The sequence below is a fragment of the Amycolatopsis sp. lyj-90 genome (assembly GCF_046549035.1).
Taxonomy (GTDB): domain Bacteria; phylum Actinomycetota; class Actinomycetes; order Mycobacteriales; family Pseudonocardiaceae; genus Amycolatopsis.
Window position 1 is genome coordinate 198028 of the sequence record NZ_JAJPWP010000004.1, and the last position, 21645, is coordinate 219672.

Genomic DNA, 21645 nt, shown 5'->3' on the forward strand with positions numbered 1-21645 from the left:
GCTACTCCGTGCCGTTGGCGCTGTTCGCGCAGACCCGGCGGATGGCCGCGACGATCTCGGTGTTGGGGCTGCCCTTGACGAGGTACTCGGTGACGCCCGCGGACGCCATCTGGGCGATGGACCGGGTGTCGCTGTGCGCGGAGAACGCCATCAGCCGCGTGCGGGGCACCCGTCGCCGCATCTCCTTCGCCATCCACGCGCCGCCCCCGCCGGGGATCCGGACGTCCAGGACGGCGACCTCCGGGACCAGCAGTTCCGCGAGCGCGACCGCCTCGGCCGCGTCCAGCGCGACGGCGACCACCTCGATGTCCGGCTCGGTCTCCAGTAGGGCGCGCAGGGCATCGCCGATGACCGGGTTGTCGTCCGCGACGAGCACCCGAAGTCTGGGGGGCGGCGTTCGGTTCATGACCCAGTCCGTGCCCGCGGTGTCTGCGGAGCCGGTGGTGGTCGCGGGCCCTCCTCCGAGCTTGGCGTGGCTCAGCAAGGTACTCGTCTGTCGCCTTCGCTCGGCTGTTCGACGAGCGTCCTGGCGACGTCGTGGATCTTCATGTTGTTGTTGCGGCAGAACGAGCGCAGCAATTCGAACGCCGCGTCGATGTCGATTTGGTATCGCTCGGCGAGAATTCCCTTCGCCTGTTCGATGGGCAGCCGGTGGTCCAGCGCGTACTGGAGCTGTTCGGCGCGGGCCCGGTAGAACCGGACGCTGTCGCGCATGGCCACGAGCTCGTCTGCCGGGTCGGAAGAGCCGGACGGAGGGGCCGGCGAAAGCGTGGTCTCGGACATGGGCTGATCGTCGCAGCGGCCGACTGGTCCTGGAAGAACAGAACGTCCTGACTCGAATGATGCAAATGAACCTGGTCCGGTCGGCGGCAGGCACTCGAACGGGTGCCGAACAAGGCCCTTTGGCCTGTCGCAGTGACCGGTCGTGCGCCGTACGCTCAGAGCCTAGGAGGGGAAACCGTGGAGGTCGGAATGCTCCGGGTGTTTCTGGTCGACGACCACGAGGTGGTCCGTCGCGGGGTCGCGGACATGCTCGAGGAGGACACGGACCTGTGCGTCGTCGGTCAGGCGGCCACCTTTTCCCAAGCGCTGGCGAGGATTCCGGCGCTGCGGCCGGACGTCGCGGTGCTCGACGTGCGGCTGCCGGACGGCAACGGTGTCGAGCTCGCGCGGGAACTGCGGTCCAAGATGCCCGAACTGAAATGCCTGATGCTCACGTCCTACACCGATGAGCAGGCGATGCTGGACGCGATCATGGCGGGCGCCAGCGGCTACGTCATCAAGGACATCCGGGGAATGGACCTGGTGGCCGCGGTCAAGGAGGTCGGCCTCGGCCGGTCACTGCTGGACGCGCGCGCCGCCGCGACGCTGATGGCGAAGTTCCGCGACGACGCCGCGAAGAAGGGCCCGCTCGCCGGGCTTTCCGAGCAGGAGCGAACGCTGCTGGAACTGATCGGAGAGGGACTGACCAACCGGCAGATCGCCGAACGGATGTTCCTCGCCGAGAAGACCGTCAAGAACTACGTGTCCCGGTTGCTGACGAAACTCGGGATGCAGCGGCGCACCCAGGCGGCCGTGCTGGCCACGGAACTGCGGCGCCCCTGACCGAACGCGGGCTCAAGCGGAAACCAGCGTTTCGAGCAGGACGTCCTCCAGCGGGCGCCGCGGCGTCCACGGCAGCGGCGAGCCGTAGCCGACCCGCAGGAGCACTTGCGGCCACACCCCGCAGCCGAGAAGACGCCGGAGCTCGGCGCGTGCCGCGCGGACCAGGATCGGCGGCGAGATGAACGACGCGTCGACTCCCGCGCCGGTCGCGGTGAGCAGCACCCGTTGCAGTGCCTGCCCCGCCTGCAGCCGGTCGAGTCGTCCGTCGGTCAGCGATCCGATCACCACCACCAGCGGATCCGGCCGCGTGCCGGTGTGCGTGGCGCCGAATTCCTCGAGGAGCCAGCTTTCGTCGGTGGGGGCGCCCTCGGTCGCGTAGGCGGGCACCCCGTCGCGAGTGCTCGCGCCCAGTCCGGTCCAGCGGCCGAGTTCGGCGTGGAAAGCGGGATCGGCGAGCTGATCGCGGTGGGCGCGGGCGGTGAGGTCGAGCAGGACACGGCACTGTTCGGCGTCGAGGCTCGGCATCCACGCGTGTTCGAGTTCGGTGGCATGGCGGAGCGTGGCGAGCATGGACCGCGGGACGGCGACTGACCGGAACGGCCTCCGGTTGGTCCGGCGGCGGGGGATCGCGTCGGCGAGCCGTGCGGCCTCGGGATCGGGCGTGCGTTCGGCGAGCGGGCGGACGACGGCCAGCAGATCGGGATCGGCGCGGCTCGGCAGGAGGGTCGTCGCCGGATGGAAGCCCAGTGCGTGGATCGCCGTTCGGAGGGTGAACAGCGCGGCACCGCACGAGAGGATGAGTTCGCGGCCGTCCGGATCCGTGACCGGGAGGATACGGCGCGGATCGGCGTGGAGTTCGATCCCGGTCCGGGTGCACCGGAAAAGCCATGGCTGGGTGTTGTGCGTCGACGGGGCCAGCATCGCCGACCGGAGCACGGAATTCACCTGATCGGAGTTCAAACGCCCGACCTTGGTGACTTGTAAGGTCATGGTTTCCCCCGCTGTCGCTCCACGGGCAATACGGTTGTCTCGATGAGACGGTCCCCGTCCGCGGTACGGGGCCGAAAGAGGAGAAAGTCACCACGGCCGGGAGTCGTCCCGATCTTCGGAGGCGCAGCAGGATGTCGGTTCATGACCGGCTCGGCGGAAGTGACGACCGGATCTCCGGCGCGCTTTCCCAGCTGCGGGTTCGTGAGGTGCTGCGGGATCTCCAGGACCGCATCGAACAGCTCATCGGCACGCGTGACAAGATGGACGGCCTGCTCGAGGCGGTGCTCGCCGTCGCGTCCGGGCTAGAACTGGACGCGACACTGCGCCGGATCGTCCAGGCGGCGATCGACCTCGGCGAGGCCACTTATGGTGCTCTCGGGGTGATCGCGGACGACGGTTCGCTCGCCGAATTCGTCTATCTCGGTATCGACGGCGAGACGAAACAACAGATCGGGCATCTCCCGAAAGGCCACGGTCTGCTGGGTTTCGTCATCGACGAGGCGAAACCGGTGCGGCTGGCCGACATCTCGCGGCATCCGGCGTCCGTCGGGTTCCCGCCGTGCCATCCGCCGATGCGCTCCTTCCTCGGCGTGCCGATCCGGGTACGCGACGAGGTGTTCGGGAATCTCTATCTCACCGAAAAACGCGGGGAGAGTTTCACCGACGACGACGAGGTGGTCGTCCAAGCGCTCGCCGCCGCGGCCGGGATCGCGATCGAGAACGCCCACCTCTACGAGCAGGCCCGGATCCGGCAGCAGTGGCAGGCCGCCACCAGCGAGGTGACCACGGAACTGCTGGGCGGCACCGATCCCGTCGACGCCCTCAACCTGATCGCGAGCCGGGCACTGGAACTGACCGGCTCCGACCTCACGTTGCTGGCACTGCCCGGCCCCGGCAGGCTCGACGTCGGCCGGGCAGGGGAGGAAGAGGCCGACCAACTGACCATCGCCGTCTGCTCCGGCGCGCGTTCGGCGGAACTGACGGGGACGCGGATCAGCGTCGCGGATTCGTTGCCGGGAGCGGTCTACCGCGATCGGACGCCGCGCAGTGTGCCGGAACTGGTGCTGGGCGACGACGGGGAATACCGCCTCGGTCCGACGCTCGTGGTGCCGCTCCGGGCGCGGGAACGCACGTCCGGGGTGCTGATGGCGGTGCGGAATCCGGGTTCGGTCCCGTTCGAACTCGCCCAGCTGCCGGTGGTGGCCTCGTTCGCCGACCAGGCCGCGCTCGCGCTTCAGCTCGCCGCGCAACAGCGCACGGCCAGGGAGATCGACGTGCTCGCCGACCGGGACCGGATCGCGAGGGATCTGCACGACCACGTGATCCAGCGGCTGTTCGCGGTCGGCCTCGCCATGCAGAGCACGCACCGCCGGGCGCGGTCACCGGAACTGCAGCGGCGGATCGGCGACAGCATCGACCAGATGCACGAGATCGTGCACGAGATCCGCACGGCCATCTTCGATCTCCACGGCGGCGAGGCGGGCCAGCAAGGAGTGCGGCTGCGGCACCGCCTCTACGACTCGATCGCCGAACTCACCGACGACACCGCGATCCATCCGACGGTGAGCCTGTCCGGACCGCTCGACTCGATTCCCTTCCTGTTCGCGGAACACGCCGAGGCAGTGGTGCGGGAGACTGTCGGCAACGTCGTGCGGCACACCCGGGCGAGCGGTGTCTCGGTGAGCGTCGCCGTGAAGGACGATGTCCTGCGGATCGTGGTCACCGACGACGGTGCCGGGATCGGCGACGCGACCGGCGGCTTCGGCGGGCTGCGAAACCTGCGTGATCGCGCGGAAAAAGCGGGCGGGACGTTCCGGGCGGAGACGCGTGAAGAGGGCGGCACCCGGGTCGAGTGGTCCGCCCCCTTGCGATGACCGCGGTCAGTTCGACGACTGCGCGGCGAGGATTCCGTCGACTTCGATCGAGCGGGAGACTTCGGCGTCGACGTCGGAGGCGACGGTCTCCAGCAGTTCCGCGGTGAGGTCCGAAAGCGCCCGTGCCACCGCGAGGTAGGAACCGACCTGGGAGAGCGAACTCTCTCTCAGCCCGCCGTGCGCGAGTCCGACGCCGACGAACTCACCGCCGTCTTCGAGCCGGAGCAACGCCTCCGCTCGTACCCGGTACGGCCCGTGCTGCAGGGAAACGTCAATGGTCCATTTGCCGCTGTCGTCGGTCATCGTCGGCTCCGTTCCGGTCATCGAGACTCCCATCGCGGCCGCTCGTGGCACAGGGTCCTAAGTCCTCGCTCGCCGGGATCGGGGGCGAAAGTCCTCGGAAGTCGTGACCGGCGGCCGCTGCGGTCGCCGGATACCCCGGCCGAAGGTGGATCAACCCTCTTCCCCCGGAGCCCACGATGAAGATCCCGTTACCGAACCACGTCGACCAGGCGGTGGCGGCCGCCGTGCGCGCGCCGTCCCCGCTCAACACCCAGCCTTGGCGGTTCGTCGTCGACCGGGACCGGATCGAGGTGTGGCTCGACCGCGCCAGGGTGCTCCGGATCGCCGACCCGGCCGCCCGTGAGGCACGGCTTTCGTGCGGCGCCGCGGTGTTCAACCTGATCGTTTCCCTGCGGTCCAACGGGAAGACGCTCTCCCTGCGGGTGCTGCCGAGGCCGGAGGAGCCGGAGCTGCTCGCCGGACTCCTGATCGACGGTGACCGGTTTTCCTCGCCGGAGGAGCGAAAACTGGCCGAAGCCGTCTTCCGCCGTCACACGAACCGCCGTCCGTTCCTGGACCGGCCGGTACCCGCGTGGGCGCGGACGACGTTGCGGGCGGCCGCGCTGGTGGAAGGCGGGCTGCTGGAGCTGTTCGGCCGCGGCGACCGGGCGAACGCGGTCGCGCGCGTGCTCCACCGGGCCGAGGCGGCACAAGCGCGCAACGGCGCCTTCCAGGCGGAGATCGCGCTGTGGACACGGCGGGCGGCGAACGCGCCGGACGGCGTCCCGGCACCGACCCGACCGCCGTCACCGCACGGGATCCCGGCGCAGGAGTCCTTCCTCGCCGCCGAGCCCGAAGGCGGTGAGCCGGTGCTCGGCGCGATCCTGACCGCGGCGGGCGGGCCCGCCGCGGACCTGCGGGCGGGCATGGTGCTGCAGCGCGTGCTGCTGACCGCGACGGCCGCCGGTCTCGCGACGTCGTTCGTCGGCAGGCCGTTCGAAACCCCGGAGACGCGGACCGCGCTGGACCGGATCTTCGCCGACCTCGGCCGCCCGCATGCGGTGCTGCGCCTCGGCTACGGCCGTCCGGCGCCGATGACGGCACGCCGTCAGGTCGACGAGGTGATGCTCCGGCGGACCGGGGCGACGCTCTGACCCGGGGTCATCTCGTCGACACCCACGTTTCCGGTCACCGCCACGCGGCCGTCATCCGGGGCGGATTCAGTCTCCGTATGAAGATCATGCGGAAATCCTTGGTGGCGCTGGCCATCGCGGGCCTTTCGGTGGCGGGGTCCGCGCCGGCGGTGGCGGACGCGGGCGCCCGCGATCGCGATCGCGGCTCGATCGTCATCACCGAACAGGCGTCCAAGCGGATCCTCGTCCTGCCCGCCGACCGCGCCTCCTGGCAGAACCGGAAGGTGAGCTGGTCTTGGGCGCCCACCGCCGCCAACGGGCTGGCTGACCTGGCGGGATCGTGGAGCAACCCGAGCGACGCGAAGCTCGCCGAACGAGCGGGCGAGAAGTACCTGCTCACGTCGGCGTCCGGCGGTTTCGCGGCCGTCGTGCCGTACCCGGCGGGCGACCGGGCCTATTGGGCCGCGGACGTCGGCGGACCGGCCAATCCTCACAGCATCGAACTCCTGCCGGACGGCAACGTCGCGGTGGCGGCCAGCACCGGCGGCTGGGTGCGGGTCTACACCGCCTCGCAGGGGCAGCGCTCGAAGACGTACGCCGAGTATCGGCTGGTGGGGGCGCACGGCGTGGTGTGGGACGCCGGCCGGAACGTGCTGTGGGCACTGGGCACCGACGCGCTCGTCGCGCTGAGTGTCGGCGGGACCCCCGCCGCGCCGGTGATCACCGGGCAACGGTCCGTTCCGGTCCCGAGCAAGGGCGGTCACGACCTCCAGCCGGTTCCGCACCGGCCGGACCTGCTGTGGGTGACCACGGAAGCCGGGGTGTACCAGTTCTCGAAGACGAGTGGCCGGTTCACCCAGCGGTACGCGGGCGCGAGGGAGATCGACCGGCCGCACGTGAAGAGTGTTTCGACGAATCCCCGGACCGGGCAGGTCCTGACGGCTTCGATCCAGGACGGGCACCTGTGCACCTGGTGCACGGACTCCGTCCGGCTGGCCTTTCCACGCGCCGAGCTGGCGCTGCACGGCGCGTGGATCTACAAGGCCCGCTGGTGGATCGGTTGAGCTGATTACTTCCGTGTCGGTACCGGCCGTTCGGGGGGCTGCCCGGCCGGTACCGACACACCAGAGAAGAGGGAACCCCGTCGCGAGAATGACGCGTGGCCGCGTCTTTCACCTGACCGAGTGAACGGGGCGGTTCGGAGGGCGTCGTTGACCCATTCGGGGTATAAGGCTCACCCGAGGAAGGCCTGCAACTCGTCGATGACCGTCCGAGGCTGCTCTTCGGCGACGAAGTGACCGGAACCGGCGACCTTCCGCACCCGGACGTCCACCGCCTTGGACGGCAGGACCGCCGCGAGGTAGTCGTAGTTGAACTCCGAGCCCAGCCCCAGCATCGGCGCGGTGATCTTCCCGTAGGCCTTCTGGTCCTCGATGTCCTTGCCGAACGCCCGGTACCAGCCGTTCCCGGCGCGGATCGCGTCCGGGCGGTCGTACGCGGCGGCGTAGATCGCGCGGTCCCGGTCGCCGATCGAGGCCGGATCGGCCGCCAGATGATCGAACATCCAGTCGCCGAGGAAGCGTGCCCGGCCGGCCACCAGCTGCTCGGGCAGGGTGGCGACCTGGTTGAAGGCGAACCACCAGACGTGCACCGGCTGGCCGGGCGGGGCCAGCATCGGGATCTGGTACAGGCTCTCGTCGGGGTGCGAGACGTCCATGAGCGTGACGGTCTTCGTCGCCTCCGGGTGGTTGGCGGCGACGCTGAACGCGACCATGGCGCCGATGTCGTGCCCGGCGATATGCGCCTGCCGGTAGCCCAGCGAGCGGACGAGCTCGAAGATGTCGCGGGCCATCGTCTTCTTGTCGTACCCGTCCTGTGGCTTGCCGGAGCCGCCCATGCCCCGCAGGTCGACGGCGATCACGCGATACCGCTTCGCGAGCGTGGGCATGATCTTGCGGTACTGCCACCACGTCTCCGGCCAGCCCGGCAGCAGGATCAGCGGTTCGCCCCGGCCACCGGCGACGTAGTGCAGCCGCACGCCGTTGACCTGGGCGTACGCGCTGCGGAAACCGCCGGGCAGGGACCGGGCGAGTTCGGCGTCGCCGGGGCCACCGGACTGGCCCGCCTCGGCGATGCCACCCGAGGCCACCAGCGCGGCCGCGGCACCCGTGCCGAGGGTGAGCATGGACCGGCGGTTGAGGAAGGAACGGCTGTCTTCGGTCATGTTCCGATCGTGGCCCGTCTCGGCCCTTCACCGTGAGCGGTGTTTTCGCCAACCGGCGTCAGTTTTGAGACAGCCCGATCAGGACAGCATGGGCTCCAGGACACCGAGCCGGGTCCCGAACGTCTCCCGATAGGACACCGGCGTGACCCCGACCTGCCGCCGGAAATGCGGCCGGAGCGCGGCCGAGGAGGAGAACCCGCAGTACCGGGCGATCTCGTCGACCGGGAGGTCGGTGGATTCGAGCAGCTGCTGGGCGCGGATGACCCGCTGGTGGGTGAGCCACGTGCCGGGCGCGGCGCCGGTGATCTCCCGGAACCGGCGGTCGTAGTTGCGCCTGCTCATGAGCGCCCGCCTGGCGAGTTCGTCGACCGGGAGCGCGGTGTCCAGCCGGGTGAGCGCCCACGCCATCGTCTCCGAGACCGGGTCGCCCTCGTCGAGTTCCGGCATCGGCGATTCGATGTACTGCGCCTGCCCGCCGGGCCGGTGCGGTGGGACGACCATGCCCTTCGCCAGCCGGTTCGCCACCTCCGCGCCACACCACGAGCGGATGAGGTGCAGGCCGAGGTCCATCCCCGCGGCGCCGCCGCCCGAGGTCAGGATGTCGCCGTCGTCGATGTAAAGCACCGATTCGTCGAGGCGGACGGCGGGGAAGCGGGCCGCCAGCAGCGGCGCCATCGCCCAGTGCGTCGTCGCGGGACGACCGTCGAGCAGCCCGGCGGAGGCCAGTACGAAGGCGCCACTGCACAGTCCGGCCACCCGGGCGCCCCGGTCGTGCGCGGCTCGGAGCGCCTCCAGCGCCGCTTCCGGCGGATCCTCCATCGGCGACCGCCAGTTCGGGACCAGCACCAGGTCCGCCTCCCGGATGGCACCGAGATCCTCGGGGACCGGAACGGTCAGCCCGCCACCACGCAGCGCGGTGCCCGGTTCGCCGCCGACGACCCTGATCTCGAGGTCGGGTAGCTCCCCGAACTGCGAGGCCATGTCGAAGACACCGAACGCGAAGGACATCGCCCCGAGTGAAGCCCCGTCGAAGACCACGACCACCAGTCGTTTCATGGGCCGAGTCTAAGCGCTCCGGAGCTGATTTTTGACCGTCCGAAGGGGACGGTAGATTCGCCGCACAGCCGTTCGGGGGAAGGAACGCCGATGTCGTATCCACAGGGTCCGCAGGGACCTCAATGGGGCCAGCCGCAGCAGGGCTATCCCCAGCAGCAGTATCCGCAGCAAGGATATCCGCCCCCCGGCTACGGCGGTCCGCAGTTCCCGGGGCAGCAGCCGCCGCCGAAAAAGGGCAACGGCCTGCTGATCGGGCTCATCGCCGGCGGTGGCGTGTTCGTGGTGGTCGTCTTCGTGATCCTCGCGTTCGTGGCACCCGGTTTCCTGCTGAGCGACAGCAAGCCGTCGAGGTCTGCGAGCGCGACGCAAGCCCCGCTCAGCCTCGACTGGGGCCCGGTGCTGGCGGGCAAGTTCATGCTCGCTGTCTTCGGCGACGAGGCCGACAGGGCCGCCGAATCGGCCTGCGCGGATTCCAAGGACGCTGTCCGGACCGCGGCGAAGGCCTTCGGCGACCGGAACGCTTCGCTCACGGCGAAGGACCCGAAGCAGGTGAGCCCGGACCTGATCTCGGTGACGATGAGCGGAACGCTGAACTACGAGACGGACTTCACCGCGACGATGGAGGTCCGGCGGGAAGGCAACGACCGGTACTGCATCGTGTCGGTCTCGCCGTTGCCGCCTCCGGCCTGAGCCTGCGCTGCGCCTCGTGAGTGGTAAAGACGGTTCTAACCGTCTTTACCACTCACGAGGCCCAGTCCACAAAGGACGTCACTGGTCGATCGGCCAGGTCTCGTCCCTCAGCAGCCGTTTGAGCACCTTCCCGGTCGCGTTCCGGGGGAGTTCCTCCACGAAGTACACATCCCGCGGCACCGCGAAGCGCGCCAGCCGCCGGTGGATGTACGCGCGGACGTCTTCCGCGCTCATCCTGGCGCCGCGTTTCGGCACGATGTAGGCCGCGAACCGTTGCCCGAACTCGCGATCCGGCACACCGATCACGGCCGCTTCGTGGACGCCGGGCAGCGCGACGATGGCCTCTTCGACCGGGCGAGGGGACACGTTCTCCCCGCCGGACACGATCATCTCGTCGGCACGCCCGGTGACGAAGAGACGTCCGGAGGCGTCCTGGTAGCCGACGTCGCCGGTCGCCATCAGTTCTTCCGCGCGCGGCACGCTGGCGCCGTCGGTGTAGCCCTCGAAAAGCATGTCGTTGCCGACGAAGATCTGCCCCTCCCAGCCCGGCGGGACGCGGTTGTGGTCGTCGTCGAGGATGGCGACGCGGGTGCCCGGCGGGCAGCGGCCGGCGGTGGTCGGCGCGGCGCGGAGGTCTTCGGGTGTGGCGATGCTGGCCCAGGAAACCTCGGTGGAGCCGTAAAAGTTGTAGAGCACGTCGCCGAAGGTGTCCATGAACTCGGTGACGATCGTCCCCGGCAGCGCGGATCCGCTGCTCGCGACGATGCGCAGGGACGACAGGTCGTAGCGGGCGCGAACCCGCTCGGGCAGATCGAGGATGCGCTGCAACATGATCGGGACGGCGAACAGCACACCGCAGCGATGTTCGGCGATGGTCCTCAAGATCTCTTCGGCGTCGAACCGGCGGACGAGCGACAACGACGCCCGAACGGCCATCCCGATCTGCATCCCGGCGAGACCCCAGCTGTGGAACAACGGCGCGGCCACCACGAAACGGTCGCCGGAGCGGAGCGGGATGCGGTCCAGCATGGCGGCCGAAGTCGCGAGCCCTTTCGGGGTCGGGCGGCGTGCGCTTTTGGGGGTTCCCGAGGTGCCCGACGTGAGGACGACGAGCCTGCCGATCCGGTCCACCGGTTTGAGTTTCGTGGTGGGCACCCCCGCGATCAGCTGATCGATCGTCGGGTAACCGTTCTCGGTTTCAGGCCAGGTGGACAGCCGGAGAAAATCGCCGGGGATGTCGGCGATGACCCGCGAGAACTCGTCGTCGGCGAGTACCGCGACCGGTTTGTGCAGGCCGATGACGTCCGCGACCGCGCCGGCGGAAAGCCCGGTGTTGAGCAGGATCGCGTCCACGCCGAGTTTGCTGCACGCGATCAGCGACTCGACCATCGTGGCGTGGTTGCGGCACAACAAGGCGATCCGGTCGCGGGAGCGGACTCCGCGCGCCGTCAGCGCGTTCGCGAGCTGGTTGCTGCGATCGGACGCCTGCTTGAACGTGCGGACGTTGCGCTCGTCGTGCAGTGCGACTTCTTCGGGCACACGGGCCGCGTTGGCCGTGTAGCCACCCGCGACGGTGGCACCCCACTGCGAAAGCGACGTGAGCTGCTTGGCGATCTTGTCCGGTCGCGCGGCTGCGAGCACCCCGGCCTTGATCAGCGTGCTCGCCGTGTGCAGCGTGGTCGCCTTGGTGTGCGCGGGTTCTTCCTGCGGTGACGCCGCCCGGCCCGAGAGATGCAGATCGATCCGCCGGGCCACCGCGCGGACGGAGCGTTTGAACGACGCGGCGGACACGAGATGCGCGTGCCGGGCCGGAAGCATCAGCTGCGCGACGAGTTCCGTGCCGTTGTCGGGAGCCTGCCTCAGCTCGACCGAGACCCAGTTGCCGTCGTCTTCGACGCCGCACCAGACGACGTGCTCGCCGGGCCGCCAGACCCTGGCTTCGATTTCGCCGACGACGAGCCTTCCCGCCCGCGGCTCCAGGCGGATGAGGCACTTCGGACCGCGTCCGCGTTCGGCGGACTGCCGAACCTCGCACCAGCTGATCTCGGCGACGAACCTCGAGTAGGACTCGGGATCGCCGATGACTTCCCAAACCTGGCCGGGAGAATGCCCGAGAATCGAGCTCGCCTGGACCACATCGTCTCGCATGCGATTCGCCTCACCACGCGCGTTCGGGTGTTGACCGGGCAGCTGCCGGCGCCTCCTTCGTCTTCGAGTTCGGCGAACCTACCAGCAATCGGCCGAACGCAATACTCCGAACGACCCCGGGTTCGCGTCCGCCCAAGGGAACCATCACGGACAGGGTAGGCGTTCCGGCGGCGCCAAGCCGTCCGCCGACGGTGTTGATCGCGACGTCCGATTCACGCCAGCCTCAGCCCCGCGAGACGGAGAAGCTGACGAACGTGACAGTTACGACGTCAGCGGCCGAGACCGCGCACACCCGTATTGAGCCCGGCATCCTCTACTTCGGCACCCCCGTGGTGCTTCTTTCGACCGTCGACCAGGCGGGTTCCCCGAACCTGGCCCCGATGTCGTCGGCGTTCTGGCTCGGATGGCGGGGGATGCTCGGACTGGGCGCGAAATCCAAGACCGCGCAGAATCTCATGCGCAACCGTGAATGTGTTCTGAATCTCCCTTCCGACGATCTGGCGGCCGCGGTCGACAAGCTCGCCCTGACCACCGGATCGGATCCCGTCCCGGCCCGCAAGTACCAGCGCGGCTACCGGCACGAAGCGGACAAGTTCGGCAGGGCGGGCCTGACCCCGGTCGCCTCGGAGACGGTCCGGCCGCCGCGCGTGGCGGAATGCCCGGTGACGATGGAGGCCGTCGTCGAAGCGGTCCACCCGCTCGCCGAGGACGACGAGGCGCAACGTGGCGGCGTCCTCGTGTTCGAGGTCCGCGTTCAGCGCGTCCACGTCCACGACGAGGTGCGGATGCCGGGCACCGACGACCGCATCGATCCCGACCGGTGGCGGCCGCTGATCATGAGCTTCCAGAAGCTCTACGGCCTCGGCCCGCAGGTTCATCCGTCGACGCTGGCGCAGATCCCGGAACGGCTCTACCGGGGACCGGACATCGAGCGGTCGCGGGATCAGTCGTCGCGGGCGAACGAGAACCGGTTCACCAACGGCAACCAGCGCTGATACGACACGGCCAGTTCCGGCCACGAGCCGCCGACGAGGCCGCGTTCGACCTTCGGCCGCAACTCGTGGTCGTTCAGTGACGACACGATTTCGAGCGCGTTGTCGTCGGGGTCCAGCCCGTCGAGGGCGGCGAAGAACCAGGAAGCCACCTCCGGATACCCGACGAGTACGGAGAGCAGGACCAGCACCGCGCGAAACGGTGCCTCGCGGTCGCCGTCGGCGAGGAACTCGGCCAAGTCCTCGCCAGCGAGCCGCGCCCGCAGTAGCCGGTAGAGGTTGAGGAGTCTTTTCGCGGCCCGCGGTGACCGGACGAGCGGGGCGAGGGTCGCCAGGAAGTCCAGCTCCGCCAGTGAGATCACCAGCCGAGGAGGTCGAAGGTCTATTGTGGACTGTTCGGACGACGGTTCCGGTACTTCCTCGGGAAGAGGAGCCTGCCCGGACACGGCCGGAGAGCGGGATTCGGTGGCCTGATCCGCTTCGGCGGGCCTGGACACCGGCGTGGCGTCCTGACCCTCGGTGGCGGCGAGCCCGCGCACGAGCCCCGCGAACCCTGGATCGTCCATGGGGGACAACGTGAACGGCACCTGGAAGATCTTTTCGAGATAGTTCTCGGCGAAGGTTTCCGGATCGTCGCCGAGCATCTCTTCGTAGTGCTGCTCGACGGCTCTCTTCAGCCATCGGGAGTCGACGCCCACCACGACGACGAACACCGGCAGCGCCAGCAGGAGATGGATGGCTTCGAGGACCTGGACGACGACTTTGGGCGGGCAGCGGTCGAGGTCGTCGATGTAGAGCACGGTCCGTTCGATCTTCCCGGAACCGTGCGGGACCTCGGCGAGCATGGTCGCGAACGTCTCGAGATCCTTGCGCAGCAGCGAAACCACACCGAGATGCTCGACGTAGTCCGAAACCCGGGACTCGGCGAACGACACCAGGTCCAGCCCCGGCGCGAGTTCGGTGACCGCCTTCTCGAGCCTTTCTGATTCCGCGTCCAGCTCGGCCAGCCGCCGCTCGGTCTCTTCGTCCTCTTCGGACGGACCGCCGAGTTTGCCGAGCGCCTCGTGGATCCGGTCCGCGCTGGCGCGCATCCGCAGGACGACGGTCAGCGCGGAACTCACCAGGGTGAGCCCGCCGAGCACGCCCGAAACCTGCGTCCGGCCGACGAGCAACGTGACGACCAGGACCGTCACCAGCCCGCCGATCAGGATCAGCAGTGGAACCGGATCCTGCCGCAACCGTCGCCAGAATTCGGCGACGTCCGAACGCAGCCCGCCGGTCTCCTGCGCCAGGCGTTCGAGATCCTCGGCGGTCGGCCGTTCGACGCCGAGCCTGGACGCGATCCAGGCCTTGTCCGCGTCGGTCAGGCTGTCGAAGACCGCGCGGACGTAGTCACGCGGCTTCCGTCGCCTTCGCTTCGCTTGTTTCTGCTGGGCGGTCAGGGTTCTGCGTTCGAGGCGGACCGCGCTGAGCCTGCCGAGGAGGGTCTTCTCGGTCTTGCGGCGTTCGGCGAGCGCGTCGGCCTGACGCTGGAGGTCGTTCTCAGCGCCGCTCGCGGCGAGGTTGTCGAAGATGTGCGTGGCGAGACTGGCGAGAAGGTTCGCTTCGCTGTAGTGCCAGGCGTTGAAGCTGATCTGGCGGACGCTCGAACAGTAGGACGACACGGCTTTCCCGTGCGCGCCGGCCACGGTTTCGGCCTCCTGGGCGGAATCGGCGAGTTCGCGGACGCGCAGCTGCATCTGGCGCATGAAGAAGCTCTTGCCGGAACCCCAGCTGCCGAACAGGCCGATCGACAGGGGAGGGGTGATCATCCTGGAGACGACCAGGTCCGCGAGCATGCGCACGTCGGGGCCGATGCCGAGGCGGTCGACGCCGTCGTCGGTGTCGGGCCGGTAGTCGGCGACGTGGGCTGCGAAGGGGTCGGGGACCGCCGCCGCGTTCGTGACGCGTGCGCGGGTGAGTTCCTCGATGGTGAGAGCGTGCGGCCAGTTGTGCATCCGCTCGGCGGTGGTCCGCTCCTTCGTGGAGAGTTCCGGCAGGATGCGATGGACCGCGGGGCGAAGGCGATCGATGCCGCGGCGCAGGTTCGGGTTCTCGAAGTTGCTGGCGCCCACGAGCCCGAGCACGCGCCGGGCGGGATCTCTCGCGAGCCAGTTCTCGACGATGGCAGGTTCACGGCCGATGACCTGGGGCAGCTTGTTGTCGAGCCAGATCACGGCCGGGGCGGCATCCCGGTCGAGCGCGAGATCGTTGATCTCCGGTTCGACGATCAGCTCAGTCTGCGGGAGTACCGCGAGCAGGGCTTCGTAGGCCGAGCGCCGGGCGCCTGAGTTGGTCTCGAACACGATGAGCGTGAACCGTGCGGTCGATAGTGTGGACCTGAGGTCTCCATCGATATCGCGAGGTAGGTAGAGGCCGAGACTCGAACCCCGTGGCTTGCCCTTCAGCAGAATCGACGGATCGACGTCGCGCACCAGCACCATCCGTGGTCCCCTCCCAAGGCCGAACGGAAGGGCAGTCTAGAGGGCCGCTGCTCAGCTGTGGGTGAAACTCCGCCTCCGCTCGGTCACCGCTCGCTACGTTGGATTCCATGACGGGGGAGCGGCTGGACGGCAGGTACGTCAAACTCTGGGCGGCGAGCACGACCTCCGCACTGGGCAGCGGTCTCGCGACGGTGGCGGCACCGTTGCTGATCGCGTCCCGCACCGACGATCCGCTCGTGGTCTCGGGCGGGTTCGCGGTGGCGTGGCTGCCTTGGCTGCTCTTCTCGCTGCCGGGCGGGGTGCTGGTCGACAGGGTGGACCGGCGCAAACTGATGATCACGCTCGACTGGATCCGCGTCCCCGCCGTCGCCCTGCTGGCGGTCGCGATCACGACGGGGAACGCCGGTGTCGCCCTGCTCTACGCCGTTCTCTTCGTGATCAACTCGGGGGAGGTCGTGTTCCGGACGGCGAGCGGTGCCATGTTGCCCTCGATCGTCCCGAAGGCGTTGCTGGAGCGGGCGAACGGGCGGCTGTACGCCGGGACGACGTTGACCCACGGCATGCTCTCCGGGCCGCTGAGCGGATTCCTGTTCGGTGTCGCGGCAAGCATCCCGTTCTACGTCAACGCCGGGACGTACGCGGTCAGCGCCCTTCTGCTCGGGCTGATCGCGGGCGCCTACCGGCCACGGTCCGACGACGGCCCCGGCGAGCCGGTGAAGCGGCGCTCGATCCGGGCGGAGGTGGCCGAAGGGTTCCGCTGGCTCGCGGGCCAGCGCCTGCTGCGGACCATGGTCGGGCTGATCGGCCTGCTGAACGTGACGCTCGTGGCGGCCACCTCGATACTGGTGCTGCTGGCCAAGGAGCGGCTTCAGCTGGGGGCCGTCGGGTACGGCTTGCTCTTCACCTGCATGGCGGTGGGCGGGCTGCTCGGCTCGGTCGCGGGCGACCGGCTGATCGCCTGGTGCACGCCGACCTGGACGTTGAGGATCGGGCTGCTGGTCGAGGCCGGGACCCATCTGGTGCTCGCGACGAGCACGAGCGCGCCGGTGGTCGGGGTGACGTTGTTCCTGTTCGGGGTGCACGGCGCGCTGTGGGGCATCGTCGGCAGTTCCCTGCGCCAGCGGCTCACCCCGCCGGAGATGCTCGGCCGCGTCGGAAGTACCAGCTTGTTCATCGTCGCGGGCGGGACCTGCTTCGGCGCGCTGCTCGGTGGCGTGGTGGCTTCCGAGTTCGGCCTGACGACGCCTTACTGGGTGGGCTTCGTGGTGGCGATGGTCGTTTCCGCGCTCACCTGGCGGGTTTTCGATCGCGAGGTCGTCTCCGCGGCCTACGCGCAAGAGCCCGCTGTCAGCCGTTGATGCCGGTGAGGGCGAAGAACTCCTGGCGTGAACGGGCGTCTTCGCGCAGCGTGCCGAGCAGGGTGGAGGTGACGGTGCTCGAACCGGCGGCTTGGACACCGCGCAGGGTCATGCACGAGTGCTCCGCCTCGATCACGACGCCGACACCGCGCGGCTCGAGCTGCTCGTCGAGCCAGTCGGCGACCTGTTTCGTGAGCCGTTCCTGAACCTGCGGCCGGCAGGCGAAGTGCTCGACGATCCTGGCCAGTTTCGACAGGCCCAGGATCCGATCGCCGGGCAGGTAACCGACGTGCGCGACGCCGACGAACGGCAGCAGGTGGTGTTCGCAGACGGAGCGGACCGGAATCCCCCTGGCGAGAACGAGCTCGTCGTAACCCTCGTCGTTGGGGAAGGTCGTGAGGTCGAACGACCGCGGGGTGAACAGTTCGGCGTACGCGCGGGCCATCCGGCCCGGGGTGCCGCGAAGGCTCTCGGAGTCCAGCGAAATGCCCAGTGCGGTGAGGAGATCGGCGGCCGCTGCCTCGGCGGCCTCCAGGTCCGGCCCCGGCCCGGGTTCGTGCACGACACGCAAGGCTGGAGTGGACATAAGGCCTCCTAGGCTGACCGCGATCCCCAGAGCAATTCGACTAAGATTTTTGGGCGTTTTATCGCCCGCCGGTTCAGCCTACATGGTAGATCCGCAGTTCAGGATGCTCCGCCGGTTGAGATGGGCGATATCGTGGTGTACGTGACAGTGTCCGATCCGGACGGCTTCGACGCCCGTTCCATCACCGCGGTGGCGGCGCTCGACGACGACCTCCGCCGGGGCATGTACGCCTACGCCCGGGGCGCGCGGCGTCCGGTGACGCGGGACGAGGCGGCGGCCGCGGTCGGGATCTCCCGGAAGCTCGCCGCCTTCCACCTCGACAAACTCGTGGCGGCGGGGCTGCTCAAGTTCGGCTTCGCGGCGGGGCCGGTGGTCAAGGTCGGGCGCAGGCCCAAGGTCTACGAACCTGTCGACGAGGCCATCCAGGTGCAGCTTCCCGTGCGGCGGCACGAGATCCTGGCGGGCATCCTCGCCGAGGCCGTACTCGCCGAAGGGACCGGCGAGACCGCGCGGGACGCCGTCCTGCGGGTCGCGGGGGAGCGTGGTTTCGCGGCGGGCGAAGAGGAACGCGCACGGACCCGGCCGGGCAGGCTCGGCGTGGAACGTGCGCTCACCGTGGCCGAAGGGGTCCTTCGCCGTCACGGCTTCGAGCCGAGCCGGGACACCAGCACCTGCGTCCGGCTGCGGAACTGCCCGTTCCACCCGCTGGCCGCCGAGGCGCCGGAGCTGGTCTGCGGGCTCAACCAGGCCTTCCTGGCCGGTTTCCTGACCGGCGTGCGCGCCGGGAACGTGGAAGCGGTCCTCGTCCCCGGCGCGGCCGAGTGCTGCGTGGAGCTGCGGCAGGCCAGGTAAGCAGGTCAGGCGGCGCCGGCGACCTGCCGGGTGGCGACGTTGAGCCGGTTCCAGGTGTTGATGGCGGCGATGGACAGGACCAGGCTCGACAGCTGCTTTTCGTCGTAGTGACGGGCCGCTTCCGCCCAGACCTCGTCGTCGACCGGGTCGGCCCGGTCCGCGATCCGCGTGAGGGCCTCGGCCAGCGCGAGGGCCGCACGTTCCGCGTCGGTGAAGTAGGCCGTGTCACGCCACGCGGCGACGGTGAAGATCCGCTCGTCGGACTCGCCCGCCTTGCGCAGTTCCTTGGTGTGCATCTCCAGGCAGCCGCTGCACCCGTTGATCTGGCTCGCGCGGACGTGCATGAGGTAGTGCGTGGTGTTCGGGACGCCGGTGTCGCCGGTCGACTCCGCCAGCGCGATCAGGGCCTTCAACGTGGCGGGGTTCGCCAGTGCCGGGTTCGGGATCCGTGCTTCCATGAGGTTCTCCTCCAGGGTTTCCGTCTTGCTTTCACCGCACTGACGGATCCCGGGAGGAAGATGTGACCGGGCCCTACCAAGGCACGACTTCGCCGTAGAGATCGAGGAACTGCAGCCCCTTCGCGCCCGCTTGAGCTTCGAGGACGTCGACGACGGCCGGCATGCTCTCCGCGGGGGAGAGGGGAGCGCCGGGGCCGCCGAGCGGTGTCTGGTTGTGGCCGGGGTGGATGAGCAGCTTGGTGTGCCCATCGTCGGCGTGCCGGGTGGAGTAGCTGCGCATCAACTGGTTGAGCGCGGCCTTGCTGGCCTTGTACAGCTCGAAGCCCGGCCGGGTGTTCAGGGAGACGCTGCCCTGCCTGGAGGACATGACCGCGACGGTGCCACCGGGTACGACCAGATCGCGGAGGGCCTCGACGGTGCGAAGCGGGCTCAGCGCGTTGGTGAGCATCACTTCGGCGAAGGTGTCGGCTGAGACCTCGGTGATCGGCAGGTTCCCGCGATCGATCGCGGCGTTGACGAAGAGCAGGTCCAGTTCGGTGCCGTCCAGGCGCTCGCGCAGGGCTGCGAGCTGGTCGTCACTGGTCATCTCCAGCGATTCGACCCGCAGCCGTCCGTTCGAGGCGTCGGCCTTCGCCCGTAGCTCGCCGCCTTCTTGACGTGCTGTGGCGATGACTTGTCGGCCGCGCCGGGCGAGCTCCTCGGCGAGGGCGAGCCCCAGTCCTCGGGAGGCGCCGATGACGAGGGCTTGTCGATTGGAGGTGTCGGACACGGAAACTCCTTGAGGTTCGGGTATTTGTCTAGACGCGACGTTGCGTCTAGACAGTATCACGGTTGCTGCCGCGCCTTCCCGCACCGACCGGTACTGTGGCCCGCATGCCCGCCGCGAATTCGCAACCCCCCAGGGCGCGCTCCGGCAATCAGCGCGACGAGGCCGCCCGCCTCGCCGTGCTCCATGCCGCGGACGACCTGCTCGTCGAGCACGGCTTCGCCCGGCTGACCATCGAGGCGATCGCGCGCCGGGCGGGCGTCGCCAAGCAGACGATCTACCGCTGGTGGCCCTCGAAGGTCGAGATCCTGCTCGACACGCTCATCGAAGACAGCGAAAAGCGCTTCCCTGTACCGATGGACAAGTCCACAGAGGACGGCATCCGCGGCTATTTCCGCGGCTTCGCGCGGTTCGTCACCCGTGATCCGGCGGGCAAGGTCCTGCTCGCCCTCATCGCCGAGGCGCAGCACAACCCGGAGACGGCCGAGAGCCTTCACGTCCGCTATCTCGATCCGCGCCGTGAGCTGGAGCGTGACCTTCTCACGCGCGGAATCGAGACCGGTGAGATCTCACCCAGGCTCGACCTCGATGCCGCCATCGACGCCATCACGGGCCCGGTCGTCTACCGGGCCCTGACGGGGGCGAGCGTTCCCCGCGGCCTGGTGGACGCCCTCTTCGACGAACTGCTCAAGCCCGGCGCTTAGGCGGTCGTTCCCACCGTCGCGCGATCGCGGAGGGAGACGTCGAGCTTGAACCCCTCGGGCTTCAGCGTCAGCAGCTCCTGCACCTTCAGCCGGTAGGACGGTTCGCCGCGCAGGTCGTAGCGGCTCAGCAGCATGCCGAGGACCAGCGTCGCCTCGTGCAGGGCGAACTGCCGCCCGATACAGGCCCGCTCGCCGGTGCCGAACGGCTTGTAGACGTGCGCCGGGCGGGCCCGGTTGCGATCCGGGGCGAAGCGGTCGGGGTCGAACGACTCGGGGTCGTCTCCCCAGACCGGATCACGGTGCAGTGCCGGGATGAGGACGAGTGCCCACTCGCCCTTCCGGAGCCGGTAGGAGCCGCCGACGACGGTGTCCACCTGGGCCTGGCGCGCGAACGCGGGCGCTGTCGGCCAGAGCCGCAGCGCCTCGTCGAGCACTCGCCGGACATAGCGGAGCTTGACGACCTCCTCGTAGGACGGATCCGGGTTCTCGCCCCAGACCTTGTCCACTTCGGACTGTGCGCGGGCGAGGACGTCAGGATTCCGGGCGAGGTAGTACAAGGCGAACGACAGCGCACCCGACGTGGTCTCGTGCCCGGCCACCAGGAAGGTGATGATCTGGTTCCGGATGTTGACCTCGTCGAGCGCCTCGCCGGTGCCCGGCTGCGTGGTGTTCAGCATGAGCCCGAGCAGGTCCTCGGTGCTCGTGTCACCCCGGCGTGCCTCGACGACCTCGTCGACGACGGAGTGGAGGAAGGCGAGGTCGGCTTCGTTGCGCCGGTTCGCCTTGCGGCTGAGGAGCGGGCCGATGACGGGCGGCTGGAGCGCCATCCGCTGCGCGTGCCGCAGCGTGCGGACCATCGCGGCGACGAACGGATGCGGTTCGGCCCGTTCGAACGAGGAGAAGCTGTAGCCGAACCCCGTCCGCCCGATGGTCTCCAGCGTCAGCTTCGTCATGTCGTCCGCGACGTCGACCTCGCCGCCCCGGTCCCAGGTGTCCAGCAGTTCACGGGTGATCGCCAGCATCGTCGGGTGGTAGCGCTGCATGGCGTTGCGGCTGAACGCGGGCGCGAGGATCTCGTGCGCGCGCCGCCAGTTCGGCTCTTCGTTGTGCGCGGTGAACAGCCCGTCGCCGCCGAGCGGCCGCAGATTCGAGATCGCGGGCGTGACGTGCTTCGCGAACCGCTTCTCGTCGGAGAGGTCGGCGACCATCTCCGCGCCATGGACGAACACGATCCGGCGCCCGAACACCTTGCGTTCGAAGACGGGGCCCAGTTCGGTGGCATGCCGCATCGAGTCCTGGACCGGGGTCTTCGGTGAAACGCCGAGCACGTCGCCGATCAGCGGGATCCGGCGTGGGGGATGGGGGAGTGCGGTGGCCATCGGGCCCCTCCAGGTGAGCACTGTTGAATCGACATCCAATAGCGAGAGTGGCGTGGTATTGAACT

21 protein-coding genes are annotated in these 21645 nt (G+C 69.1%); 9 read left to right on the forward strand and 12 right to left on the reverse strand.

Going from position 1 to position 21645, the window contains the following annotated elements:
* Position 1: 1 nt before the first annotated feature.
* Together ACLJPX_RS16860 and ACLJPX_RS16865 are read right to left on the reverse strand one after the other, a co-directional pair.
* Entirely contained in the window at positions 2-406 is a 405-nt protein-coding gene (locus tag ACLJPX_RS16860) for a response regulator transcription factor (RefSeq protein WP_233224155.1), read from the reverse strand.
* Between the two features lie 71 nt (positions 407-477).
* A complete protein-coding gene (locus ACLJPX_RS16865) occupies positions 478-783 on the reverse strand; it encodes an ANTAR domain-containing protein (RefSeq protein ID WP_101607424.1) in 306 nt (101 codons plus the stop codon).
* A 189-nt stretch (positions 784-972) separates the two neighbouring features.
* On the opposite strand from ACLJPX_RS16865, the gene ACLJPX_RS16870 reads away from it, so the two are divergent.
* A complete protein-coding gene (locus ACLJPX_RS16870) occupies positions 973-1605 on the forward strand; it encodes a response regulator (RefSeq protein ID WP_410600910.1) in 633 nt (210 codons plus the stop codon).
* Between the two features lie 12 nt (positions 1606-1617).
* Here ACLJPX_RS16870 and ACLJPX_RS16875 read toward each other — a convergent pair whose 3' ends face one another.
* Positions 1618-2595 carry an Acg family FMN-binding oxidoreductase gene (locus tag ACLJPX_RS16875; RefSeq protein ID WP_410600911.1) on the reverse strand — a complete coding sequence of 326 codons (978 nt, stop codon included), beginning with the start codon at positions 2593-2595 and terminating at the stop codon, positions 1618-1620.
* A 131-nt stretch (positions 2596-2726) separates the two neighbouring features.
* Here ACLJPX_RS16875 and ACLJPX_RS16880 point away from each other — a divergent pair, with 131 nt between their 5' ends.
* Positions 2727-4469 (forward strand): GAF domain-containing sensor histidine kinase, encoded by a 1743-nt coding sequence (locus ACLJPX_RS16880; protein ID WP_410600912.1) that lies wholly within the window; start codon positions 2727-2729, stop codon positions 4467-4469.
* 6 nt (positions 4470-4475) lie between these two features.
* On the opposite strand, the gene ACLJPX_RS16885 is transcribed toward ACLJPX_RS16880, so the two are convergent.
* Complete coding sequence (locus ACLJPX_RS16885) at positions 4476-4793, reverse strand: dsRBD fold-containing protein (RefSeq protein ID WP_101607428.1); 318 nt, start codon at positions 4791-4793, stop codon at positions 4476-4478.
* A gap of 155 nt (positions 4794-4948) precedes the next feature.
* Here ACLJPX_RS16885 and ACLJPX_RS16890 point away from each other — a divergent pair, with 155 nt between their 5' ends.
* Together ACLJPX_RS16890 and ACLJPX_RS16895 are read left to right on the forward strand one after the other, a co-directional pair.
* Positions 4949-5905, forward strand: a complete 957-nt coding sequence (locus ACLJPX_RS16890) for an Acg family FMN-binding oxidoreductase (protein WP_410600913.1) — start codon at positions 4949-4951, stop codon at positions 5903-5905.
* A 77-nt stretch (positions 5906-5982) separates the two neighbouring features.
* Positions 5983-6948: a DUF6528 family protein gene (locus ACLJPX_RS16895; RefSeq protein WP_410600914.1), complete on the forward strand. Its 966-nt coding sequence runs from the start codon at positions 5983-5985 to the stop codon at positions 6946-6948.
* A gap of 170 nt (positions 6949-7118) precedes the next feature.
* Here ACLJPX_RS16895 and ACLJPX_RS16900 read toward each other — a convergent pair whose 3' ends face one another.
* Both ACLJPX_RS16900 and ACLJPX_RS16905 read right to left on the reverse strand, forming a co-directional pair.
* Positions 7119-8108: an alpha/beta fold hydrolase gene (locus ACLJPX_RS16900; protein WP_410600915.1), complete on the reverse strand. Its 990-nt coding sequence runs from the start codon at positions 8106-8108 to the stop codon at positions 7119-7121.
* Between the two features lie 78 nt (positions 8109-8186).
* Positions 8187-9164 carry a GlxA family transcriptional regulator gene (locus ACLJPX_RS16905; RefSeq protein WP_101607432.1) on the reverse strand — a complete coding sequence of 326 codons (978 nt, stop codon included), beginning with the start codon at positions 9162-9164 and terminating at the stop codon, positions 8187-8189.
* Positions 9165-9254: 90 nt separating this feature from the next.
* Between ACLJPX_RS16905 and ACLJPX_RS16910 the strand changes: the two genes are divergently transcribed.
* Positions 9255-9854: a hypothetical protein gene (locus ACLJPX_RS16910; RefSeq protein WP_410600916.1), complete on the forward strand. Its 600-nt coding sequence runs from the start codon at positions 9255-9257 to the stop codon at positions 9852-9854.
* A 78-nt stretch (positions 9855-9932) separates the two neighbouring features.
* On the opposite strand, the gene ACLJPX_RS16915 is transcribed toward ACLJPX_RS16910, so the two are convergent.
* Positions 9933-12002, reverse strand: coding sequence for an AMP-binding protein (locus ACLJPX_RS16915; protein ID WP_410600917.1), 2070 nt, complete (start codon positions 12000-12002; stop codon positions 9933-9935).
* Positions 12003-12256: 254 nt separating this feature from the next.
* Between ACLJPX_RS16915 and ACLJPX_RS16920 the strand changes: the two genes are divergently transcribed.
* Entirely contained in the window at positions 12257-12997 is a 741-nt protein-coding gene (locus ACLJPX_RS16920; protein ID WP_410600918.1) for a flavin reductase family protein, read from the forward strand.
* Here ACLJPX_RS16920 and ACLJPX_RS16925 read toward each other — a convergent pair.
* Positions 12946-15477, reverse strand: coding sequence for a P-loop NTPase fold protein (locus ACLJPX_RS16925; RefSeq protein ID WP_410600919.1), 2532 nt, complete (start codon positions 15475-15477; stop codon positions 12946-12948). The genes ACLJPX_RS16920 and ACLJPX_RS16925 overlap by 52 nt on opposite strands.
* 107 nt (positions 15478-15584) lie before the next feature.
* Here ACLJPX_RS16925 and ACLJPX_RS16930 point away from each other — a divergent pair, with 107 nt between their 5' ends.
* Positions 15585-16835, forward strand: coding sequence for an MFS transporter (locus tag ACLJPX_RS16930; protein ID WP_410600920.1), 1251 nt, complete (start codon positions 15585-15587; stop codon positions 16833-16835).
* On the opposite strand, the gene folE is transcribed toward ACLJPX_RS16930, so the two are convergent.
* Positions 16825-17421, reverse strand: coding sequence for a GTP cyclohydrolase I FolE (folE, locus tag ACLJPX_RS16935; protein WP_101607437.1), 597 nt, complete (start codon positions 17419-17421; stop codon positions 16825-16827). The two genes, ACLJPX_RS16930 and folE, sit on opposite strands and share 11 nt — an antisense overlap.
* 120 nt (positions 17422-17541) lie before the next feature.
* On the opposite strand from folE, the gene ACLJPX_RS16940 reads away from it, so the two are divergent.
* Complete coding sequence (locus ACLJPX_RS16940; protein ID WP_410600921.1) at positions 17542-18273, forward strand: helix-turn-helix transcriptional regulator; 732 nt, start codon at positions 17542-17544, stop codon at positions 18271-18273.
* A gap of 5 nt (positions 18274-18278) precedes the next feature.
* On the opposite strand, the gene ACLJPX_RS16945 is transcribed toward ACLJPX_RS16940, so the two are convergent.
* Both ACLJPX_RS16945 and ACLJPX_RS16950 read right to left on the reverse strand, forming a co-directional pair.
* Positions 18279-18731, reverse strand: a complete 453-nt coding sequence (locus ACLJPX_RS16945; protein ID WP_101607439.1) for a carboxymuconolactone decarboxylase family protein — start codon at positions 18729-18731, stop codon at positions 18279-18281.
* 73 nt (positions 18732-18804) lie between these two features.
* Positions 18805-19500: an SDR family NAD(P)-dependent oxidoreductase gene (locus tag ACLJPX_RS16950; RefSeq protein WP_410600922.1), complete on the reverse strand. Its 696-nt coding sequence runs from the start codon at positions 19498-19500 to the stop codon at positions 18805-18807.
* Between the two features lie 104 nt (positions 19501-19604).
* On the opposite strand from ACLJPX_RS16950, the gene ACLJPX_RS16955 reads away from it, so the two are divergent.
* Positions 19605-20201, forward strand: a complete 597-nt coding sequence (locus ACLJPX_RS16955) for a TetR/AcrR family transcriptional regulator (protein ID WP_101607441.1) — start codon at positions 19605-19607, stop codon at positions 20199-20201.
* Here ACLJPX_RS16955 and ACLJPX_RS16960 read toward each other — a convergent pair.
* Complete coding sequence (locus ACLJPX_RS16960) at positions 20198-21580, reverse strand: cytochrome P450 (protein ID WP_410600923.1); 1383 nt, start codon at positions 21578-21580, stop codon at positions 20198-20200. The two genes, ACLJPX_RS16955 and ACLJPX_RS16960, sit on opposite strands and share 4 nt — an antisense overlap.
* Positions 21581-21645: the final 65 nt, after the last annotated feature.